The following is an 8,798-nucleotide window of genomic DNA, read 5'->3' as shown; positions in this document are numbered from 1 at the left end:
GGCGGTGGGTCAGGCAATATTGATGCTGGATGTGACGGCCTCTTCGCGAGCAAGCCCGCTCCCACAGGGATTGCGGTGCCCAATGAGATCCCCGGCCACCAGATCGCTACGATTGCCGACCTCATCCTTGCCAGCTAACTTCGCCCGGTCGCTGCCAATTCAGCGACCGGGCCTGATAACCCGGGTAAGATGCCACGCAGCTGCGCCCCACGATGGTTGGCGTTTTTCTACGCCTGAGTATTCGTGTTATGGCGGCTGTGTGTGGGAGACCTTCGGGTCTGCCGGGTCCTGCATCTCCGGTTTATCAGCCTGCGCACAGCTGCCACCCATTCGCCTGATAACGAACGGGACAGCTTCACTTATGCAGGAGTTACAAATGAACACTATCGATCCGTCTGCTACACCAGTCATACCCTTCCACCTCCAGCCCAACAGGAGGTGAAGCCCAATGACCAATCCCCAAGACCTCAAAACCATCGGCCTCACCCCCTTCTCCTACCACGCCAACGAACCCCTGTTCCGCATCAATGCCGGCGTCCCGGTAACCGAAGCCCTCTACCACGCCTCCGACCTGCTCCACCTCGCGAAACTGCTCGCCTCAGACGCCGCCATGGTTCGCGACTCCGACCGACACGCCTGGGCATCACATTTTTTGCAGGACATGAGCAAGGCAATCATCGATGACGTGGTGAAGGTGCTCGATGCACCGTGTAACAACCGCGCGTAAATGAAAAAGCCCCACCGTTCTCTCGAAAGGAGGGGCTTTTGCGCTGCAAGCCGTTTCAACTTTTGGGCCAAACGATGCAGCCTATTCGCTGCAACCAAAGCTCAGGAAAACATGGCGCGCTGCTCAGCTTCGTAATGCCGGGTCTGAAAAGGCATGAGGGTTTGGGCTTTTAGGCCGAGGCCCTCACTCAACCCCCAAGAGACAGCAAGTTCATCACGGCGTCGACGCAGTGGCGTGACGGCTTGTAGCATCACGGCTTGCACGCAAGTCGAATGTGCAAAAAGCTCGAGGACATTGAGAGTTTCCGACACCCGGAGATCGGATAAGCAAGTAAATCGAGTGAATCGCTCGAGCAGATAGCCAGCACGCCGAACCTCCACTTCGTCAGAATGACGATTCAAAAAAACGCTTATCTCGCTTTCAAGATTTGAATCCGAGTACCAGACAGCTTTGGCGGCGCTCACCAAGGCAGCGTCATCCGCTTGATTCAAAGGTCTTTTTACCAGCGTGTCCAAGGCGGATGAGAGGACGTGGCCGCTATGGGGCTTCGTCATCTGTGCTCTCCAGATAATCATGCAAAATATTCGTGAGGACGGAGATTGGTGACTCCTTGTTGCCAACATATACATCAATCGCCTGCAATGCCAGTCGACGAAACTCGGTAGTCAGGATGAAACCAGCCCTGAGAAGTGCCTTGATATCACCAATGTCCTGATCGGTCGCTCTGCCCAGCTTGGAAATGGCAATGTCGACAGGTGCCGCGATATGAACGTACAGCGGGGACTCAACCGGGAACTCTGTAAAGGGAAGGCTCCGTTCCCAATAGTCCTCATGAATTGGGCCAAAACTGGTGTTGTATTGCAGGTCGTAGTTCAGCTCCATCAAGCGACCGGATCGCTCATCAACAAACTGTTCGGGTATCTCTGCGAGCATGGTTTGCAGGTGTAAACCTTCGGGAACATGAGCCTCATAAATCTCGGCATCGACGTCGGTGGAAACGCGATGATGGGTATAAAGGTGAACAGCGCAGCCACCGAACAGAATAATTTTGACCGCCCCTGGTCCTGCGTTCTCAAGCTCCAGTTCCGCTTCGACAGATTTGAACATCGAAATCAAAGCTTGCCCCAACGCTGTATTCGTATTAACACGCGGGGTGATTACCTCTGGCAGTTCCATCGTAGATCCTCTGGGATGCTTGTAATAACGGCATCCCGAGGCTAGATAGGCAACTTCCGACCCTCAACCTGAAAAACTCGTGGGAAAGCTCAGGCAAATCCGTAGGCATTTTTGCCGGTCAGGTCGCCCTATCGTAAGCGAGCTTGGTCGCGATGGCGGCAACGGACGAAACACAGGAGATGGAAACCCAATGACAAATCCCCCCAAGACCTCGGAACCATCCGCCTTACCCCATTTATTGGGTCTGACCGCGCATTTTTTCTTAAGTGGGCCAAGAAAATCTTAATAATTTGGGATTTTCTCAATTTTTTCTTAAGCGGACAGATATCGAATTCGCCTGTTAGTCCGCGTCGCGGCCATCGCGAGCAGGCTCACTCCTACAGAGATCGGTGTGCACTCAATCCAATGTAGGAGTGAGCCTGCTCGCGATGGCGGCAACACGGTCCACCAGAATCACCCCCAACAAAAAGCCCCGCTCTTCTCTCGAAGGCGGGGCTTTTCTTTAAAGCATGTCCGACGCTTACGGCGCGTACGTCAACAGCAACTCGCTCGGCACTTTGAAGTCCAGGGACATCATCACGCTCAACGCGGTAATGGTGAAGATCGAGAACACGAACAGCTTGCGTGCCCAGACCGTGTCATCCACTGCCTTGTAGCCGGTCCAGGCCATGTACAGCCAGTACATGCCCATGGCCGCGGCGACGGCGAGGTAGCTCATGCCGGCGTAGCCGCTGAAGGTCAGCATCAAGGTCGCCACGAGGAAGGCCAGGATGTAGAGCAGGATGTGCTTCTTGGCCACCTGGATGCCGCGCTTCACAGGCAGCACCGGAATCGATGCGGCCAGGTAATCGTTGAAGCGGAAGATCGCGATGGCGTAGGAATGCGGCATCTGCCACAGGCTGAACATCACCAGCAGGGTCAGCGCGGCCATGTCGAAGGTGTTGCTGACTGCGACGTAGCCAATCACCGGCGGCATGGCGCCCGACAGACTGCCCACCAGCGTGCCGTGAACCGACTTGCGCTTGAGGTACAGGCTGTAGAAGCCGACGTAGATGACGAAGCCGATGACTGCGAACAGCGCGGCCAACGGGTTGGCCACCTTGTACAACAGGGCAACGCCGGCGACACCCAGGACGGTCGCATAGATCAGGGCCAGTTTCAGGGAGATCAAGCCCTGGACCAGCACCCGGTTCTTGGTGCGTTCCATCTTCAGGTCGATGTCGCGGTCGATGCAGTTGTTGAACACGCAACCGGAGGCAACCACCAGAGACGTGCCGATCATGGCGGCCAGGAAAATGGCCAGATCGACATGCCCTTTGGAGGCCAGGAAAAATCCGCCTGCCACAGAAAGCACGTTACCGAAAATGATCCCCGGTTTGGTGATTTGGATAAAGTGCTTAAGGGACATGCGGATCTACCTCACTTCGCCATCATGAACGTGTGGATGCTGAACATGATCCACAGCGACAAGCCAACCAGCAGGACAATCACGATCGCGGCAAAGACAAACGCAATCACGTTGTTACGCTGCGCGGCCGAACGGTCCAGGTGCAGGAAGTACACCAGGTGCACCAGCACCTGGATGACTGCGAACGCGACGACGATCATCAGGGTGATCGACTTCGGCAGCGTCGGGTACATCACCAGACCGAACGGAATCAGGGTCAGGATCACCGACAGGATGAAACCGATGCCGTAGGACTTGACGCTGCCGTGACCGGCGTCGTGGCTGTCATGGCCATTTTGGGAATGAGCTGCGTTAGCCATTTACATAGTCCCCATCAGATAAACAACGGTGAATACGCAGATCCACACGACGTCCAGGAAGTGCCAGAACAGGCTCAGGCAGCTCAGACGGGTCTTGTTGGTCGCCGTCAGGCCGTTTTTCTGCACCTGATACATCATGATCGCCATCCAGATCAGACCGCTGGTCACGTGCAGACCGTGGGTGCCGACCAGGGTGAAGAACCCGGACAGGAAGCCGGAACGGCTAGGGCCGTAGCCCTCGGAGATCAGCATGTGGAACTCGTTGATCTCCATGCCGATGAAGCCGGCACCGAACACGAAGGTCATGGCCAGCCAGCCCAGGACCTGCTTCTTGTTACCCCGGAAGAACGCCAGCATGGCGAAGCCGTAGGTGATCGAACTGAACAGCAGCAGAGCGGTTTCGCCCAGTACGTATGGCAGTTCGAAGATGTCGTGGCCCGACGGGCCACCCGCTACGTTGTTAACCAGTACCGCGTACGCCGCGAAGATCGACGCAAACAGAATGCAGTCGGTCATCAGGTAGAGCCAGAAACCGAATACGGTCATCTCGCCCGAGTCGTGGTGATGGTCATCATGCCCATGTCCATCGACATGGGTGTGTCCAGCATTGGTCACTAAGTTCGACATGGTTTAAGCCTGTTCCAACGAGGTTTCAACACGGGTGGCGGTGGCCGGGATTTTCCCTGCCGCTACCAGACGCTTGTGCTGCTCGGCTTCGATGCGCTCGATCACGTCGACCGGCACCATATAGCCTTGATCATCACGGGCCGCGTGGATCACGAAGTAGATCACGGTGCCGGCCAGGCCAGCGATTGCCAGCCACCAGATGTGCCAGATCATCGCGAAACCGAACACGGTCAACAGAGCACCCATGACCACACCGGTCGCGGTGTTGTTTGGCATGTGGATCGGTTCGTACCTGGCCGGGGCCTTGTACGCGGTGCCGTTTTCCTTGGCTTCGGTGAACKGGTCGACAACGTCGGCTTTTGGCAGCACGGCGAAGTTGTAGAACGGAGGTGGCGACGAGGTCGACCATTCCAGGGTGTGTGCATTCCACGGATCGCCGTGTTCGCACATGTTTTCCGGTTTGTTGCGGTCACGCACGCTGACGTACAGCTGGATCAGCTGGCAAGCGATACCTACGGCGATCATCACCGCACCGAACATGGCAACGTACAGGTACGGCACCCACTCAGGGTTGGTGGTGGCGTTCAGACGACGGGTCATGCCCATGAAGCCCAGTGCATAGAGCGGCATGAACGCGACGAAGAAGCCGGAGATCCAGAACCAGAATGCTGCCTTGCCCCAACCTTCGTGCAGCTTGAAGCCGAACGCTTTAGGGAAGTAGAAACCGAAACCGGCGATGTAACCGAAGACCGCACCGCCGATGATCACGTTATGGAAGTGCGCGATCACGAACAGGCTGTTGTGCAGAACGAAGTCAGCACCCGGGATGGCCAGCAGTACGCCGGTCATGCCGCCGATGGCGAAGGTCACCATGAAGCCCAGGGTCCACAGCACCTGGCTGGTGAAACGCAGACGGCCCTGGTAGATGGTGAACAGCCAGTTGAACAGCTTCACACCCGTCGGGATGGAAATCAGCATCGTCGCCAGACCGAAGAAGGCGTTGACGCTGGCACCCGAACCCATGGTGAAGAAGTGGTGCAGCCAAACCATGAAGCCCAGGATCGAGATTGCGCCCGATGCGTAGACCATCGAGTGGTGGCCGAACAGTTTCTTGCCGGTGAAGGTCGAGATGACTTCGGAGAAGATACCGAACGCTGGCAGGATCAGGATGTACACMTCAGGGTGACCCCACGCCCAGAACAGGTTCACGTACATCATCGGATTGCCACCAAGTTCATTGGTGAAAATGTGGAAATCCATGTAACGGTCAAGCGTCAGCAGTGCCAGGGTAGCGGTCAGGATCGGGAACGAAGCCACGATCAGGACGTTGGCCCAGGTGCAGGTCCAGGTGAAGATCGGCATGTCCATCAGCTTCATGCCAGGGGTACGCATTTTCAGCACGGTGGCCAGGAAGTTGACCCCCGTCAGCGTTGTCCCCAGGCCCGATAGCTGTAGCGCCCAGATGTAGTAGTCCATCCCCACGCCAGGGCTGTATTGCAGGCCCGACAGCGGCGGATAGGCAACCCAGCCGGTCTTGGCGAATTCGCCGACGCCCAGGGACAGGTTGATCAGCACCACGCCGGAAACCAGCAGCCAGAAGCTCAGGGAGTTCAGGAACGGGTAGGCAACGTCACGCGCGCCGATCTGCAGCGGCACTGCAAGGTTCATCAGGCCGGTGAAGAATGGCATCGCCATGAAGATGATCATGATCACACCGTGAGCGGTGAAGATCTGGTCATAGTGTTCAGGTGGCAGGTAGCCAGGCGAACCCTCGGTGGCCATGGCCAGCTGGGTACGCATCATGATGGCGTCGGCAAAGCCGCGCAGCAGCATGACCATGGCGACGATGATGTACATCACGCCGATTTTCTTGTGGTCGACCGACGTCAGCCACTCGGTCCACAGGTAGGTCCACTTCTTGAAGTAGGTGATTGCAGCGAACAGCGCCAGACCACCGAGCGCGATCATGGAGATGGTAATCATCACGATCGGTTCGTGGAACGGGATCGCTTCCCAACTTAATTTACCAAACATCGTTTACTCCTCTGCCCCGGCAGCTGAATGCGAACTCATGTCCATCCCTTCCATTTGGGCCACTTCTTTCTCTGCTTTCTCGTGCTTGACCTTAGGACCCGGTTTCATGCCTTCGTACTTGTCGACGATGGCCTGGAACATGCCTGGGGTAACCGAGGAGTAGAGCTCGACTGGGTTGTTCTGGCTTGGCTTGGAAAGGGCTGCGTATTCAGCTTGTTCAAGCTGTTTAGGTGCCTTTTTGACTTCACTTACCCAGGCGTCGAAATCTTCCTGGGAAGTTGCGATCGCTTTGAATTTCATACCGGTGAAACCCGCGCCGCTGTAGTTGGCGGAGATACCGTCCATTTCAGCGTTCTCGTTGGCGATCAGGTGCAGCTTGGTCTGCATGCCCGCCATTGCGTAGATCTGGCCACCCAGAGCTGGGATGAAGAACGAGTTCATCACGGCGTCGGAAGTGATCTTGAAGTTGACTGGGGTGTGCGCCGGGAACACGATCTTGTTGACCGTGGCGATGCCTTGTTCCGGGTAGATGAACAGCCACTTCCAGTCCAGCGCGACCACTTCGATGGTCACAGGCTTGACGTCGGATTCCAGCGGCTTGTACGGATCCAGTGCGTGGGTCGACTTGTAGGTGACGTAACCCAGGGCAATGATGATCAGCACTGGAACAGCCCACACCGCAATCTCGATCTTGGTGGAGTGGTTCCATTTCGGGGTGTAGGTGGCGTTGGTGTTGGACGCGCGGTATTTCCAGGCGAACAGGAAGGTCATGACGATGACCGGCACCACGACCAACAGCATCAGCAGCGTTGCGGTGATGATCAGGTTTCGCTCGTCCAGACCAACCTGGCCCTTGGGATTGAGCAAGGTCATGTTGCAGCCTGACAGCAACAACGTGCCGATCAGCGGCAATAAGCCTAGTAGTCTGGGGTACCTGTTTTTACTCATCTCACGACCTCTAAAGCAGCTTGCGCAATGCAGTTGGGTTTTGATCGCCAACACTTCACCCTGCCAAGGGTTGGCATTTTTCTTGGATTGAATAAGGGCATGCCCGTCGTGCGTCAGACGCTGTACGACAAATCCCGGGCCTGCGGTGAGTTCTTATTCGAATTCGTGGTCAAAGGCCTTGTTACAGACCAATTCCATTTGGTGCGGGTAGTTGGAGGCTCCGACACCTGGGCATCGCATGAAGCCACCAGACCTCTCGACACCCTGTTTCTGCTCACGTCTGGTTAAGATTTGAGCAGTGCCGGGGATTCAGTGCGGGCGATTGTAGATATGTAACGTTGTATAAACCATGTCTCATCCCGAAATAATTTTTATCCGAACCGGCAACAATCATTAACCGTTTTCGCAAAAGTGGCGCATCTTATCGAAATTAATTCTCAACAAAAACACCACAATAAGTAGGTCTTCCACCCACAGTTCAGACAGTATCGGCCCCCTCTTCACTGCCCTTTACCTTGCCCGGAGCCCGATATGACGGGGGCTTCGGCCATTCGCCAGACCCTGTTAAAACTGCCTGCTCGCGTTCGCAATGGAAAAAACCGCAAGCCTGCAAAACAGCCCAATTTCGTTACGTTTCCATGTACCAATCCGGCCTCTTCGAACGCCCTGCGACACTGACTCTGTGACAACATGTCGCACATGTGTCGCACCCTTGGCTGTCGCACATCACGGTCTTTTTACCCGGCCTCTGAAATGCGCTGAGCAAGACAAAAAAGCCCCGGTCCTCTCTTCAAGGACCGGGGCTTTTTTGTCCGACAATTCCTGCCGACAGATGACCTCAGCGCAGCGCTTTGCGGTTACGCGACGTGAGCAAAGGCACCAGCACCACAATCAGCACGAAGGCGACCAACGCCCACTGTGCCAACGACAGACCGAGGATCGGCGGGTATGGCGTGGAGCAGAAACCATCGACCTGGAAACCCAGCGGAAAGATCTTCGCCAGCGGCAAGTCATCCACAATCGGTTGCAGCACATCGATGCCGCAACTGACCGCCGGATAGAACTGCGTATAGACGTGATGCCCGGCAACGCCGACGCCTGCCAGTGCGCAGATCACCACCAGGGTTTCGAACACCGTGATGCTGCGACGGGCGCGCATGGCGGCGCCGATGAAGGCGAAGATCGCGATCAGCAGCAACGCATAACGCTGCAGGATGCACAGCGGGCAAGGGGCCTCGCCCAGAACAATTTGCATGTACAGCGCGCCGCCGATCAGCGCCAGGCAAATGATGCCCAACAACACCAGGTAGCGCCGTTCACGCCCCAACCGCATGGATTCATCGCTCATCGCGTTTCCCTTGAAAATTTCGATTGCCCGCCAGTCTACACGCTGGCCTGATCTTTGAGAGCTGGCGCGTAGCAAGGGGGATGTCGCAGGGAATAGACGACAGGACGGTTAAGGAGGGATTAACTTTTAACCAGAAAGATCAAAAGATCGCAGCCTCCGGCAGCTCCTACA

At 56.3% G+C, this 8,798-nt stretch carries 10 protein-coding genes; 2 read left to right on the top strand and 8 right to left on the bottom strand.

What is annotated here, in order from left to right; genetic code table 11:
- The first annotated feature begins 448 nt into the window (after positions 1-448).
- The gene (locus AC1DVH_RS22140) at positions 449-727 is read left to right on the top strand and encodes a DUF3077 domain-containing protein (RefSeq protein ID WP_477755608.1); all 279 of its coding nucleotides are present in this window, start codon (positions 449-451) and stop codon (positions 725-727) included.
- Positions 728-828: 101 nt separating this feature from the next.
- Here AC1DVH_RS22140 and AC1DVH_RS22135 read toward each other — a convergent pair whose 3' ends face one another.
- The 7 genes from AC1DVH_RS22135 to cyoA form a co-directional block, all read right to left on the bottom strand.
- Positions 829-1,281: a hypothetical protein gene (locus tag AC1DVH_RS22135; RefSeq protein ID WP_477755607.1), complete on the bottom strand. Its 453-nt coding sequence runs from the start codon at positions 1,279-1,281 to the stop codon at positions 829-831.
- Complete coding sequence (locus AC1DVH_RS22130; protein ID WP_477755606.1) at positions 1,265-1,903, bottom strand: DUF6036 family nucleotidyltransferase; 639 nt, start codon at positions 1,901-1,903, stop codon at positions 1,265-1,267. Before AC1DVH_RS22130 ends, AC1DVH_RS22135 begins: the two co-directional genes overlap by 17 nt.
- 520 nt (positions 1,904-2,423) lie before the next feature.
- Complete coding sequence (gene cyoE / locus AC1DVH_RS22125; RefSeq protein ID WP_477755605.1) at positions 2,424-3,311, bottom strand: heme o synthase; 888 nt, start codon at positions 3,309-3,311, stop codon at positions 2,424-2,426.
- An 11-nt stretch (positions 3,312-3,322) separates the two neighbouring features.
- A complete protein-coding gene (cyoD, locus tag AC1DVH_RS22120) occupies positions 3,323-3,670 on the bottom strand; it encodes a cytochrome o ubiquinol oxidase subunit IV (RefSeq protein ID WP_223459110.1) in 348 nt (115 codons plus the stop codon).
- Positions 3,671-4,297 carry a cytochrome o ubiquinol oxidase subunit III gene (locus tag AC1DVH_RS22115; RefSeq protein ID WP_046040171.1) on the bottom strand — a complete coding sequence of 209 codons (627 nt, stop codon included), beginning with the start codon at positions 4,295-4,297 and terminating at the stop codon, positions 3,671-3,673. It abuts the gene before it with no gap.
- A gap of 3 nt (positions 4,298-4,300) precedes the next feature.
- Positions 4,301-6,331, bottom strand: a complete 2,031-nt coding sequence (gene cyoB, locus AC1DVH_RS22110; protein ID WP_477755604.1) for a cytochrome o ubiquinol oxidase subunit I — start codon at positions 6,329-6,331, stop codon at positions 4,301-4,303.
- Between the two features lie 3 nt (positions 6,332-6,334).
- Entirely contained in the window at positions 6,335-7,279 is a 945-nt protein-coding gene (gene cyoA / locus AC1DVH_RS22105) for a ubiquinol oxidase subunit II (RefSeq protein WP_115948065.1), read from the bottom strand.
- A 27-nt stretch (positions 7,280-7,306) separates the two neighbouring features.
- Here cyoA and AC1DVH_RS22100 point away from each other — a divergent pair, with 27 nt between their 5' ends.
- Positions 7,307-7,567 (top strand): hypothetical protein, encoded by a 261-nt coding sequence (locus AC1DVH_RS22100; RefSeq protein WP_218480045.1) that lies wholly within the window; start codon positions 7,307-7,309, stop codon positions 7,565-7,567.
- A 550-nt stretch (positions 7,568-8,117) separates the two neighbouring features.
- On the opposite strand, the gene AC1DVH_RS22095 is transcribed toward AC1DVH_RS22100, so the two are convergent.
- On the bottom strand, positions 8,118-8,627 hold the full coding sequence (locus AC1DVH_RS22095) for a disulfide bond formation protein B (protein ID WP_477755603.1): 510 nt from the start codon (positions 8,625-8,627) through the stop codon (positions 8,118-8,120).
- Between the last annotated feature and the right edge of the window lie 171 nt (positions 8,628-8,798).

Source organism: Pseudomonas sp. P4_C3 (assembly GCF_056402075.1).
The sequence above is the reverse complement of the archived record's forward strand: the minus strand, read 5'-3'. Positions and strand labels throughout refer to the sequence as shown.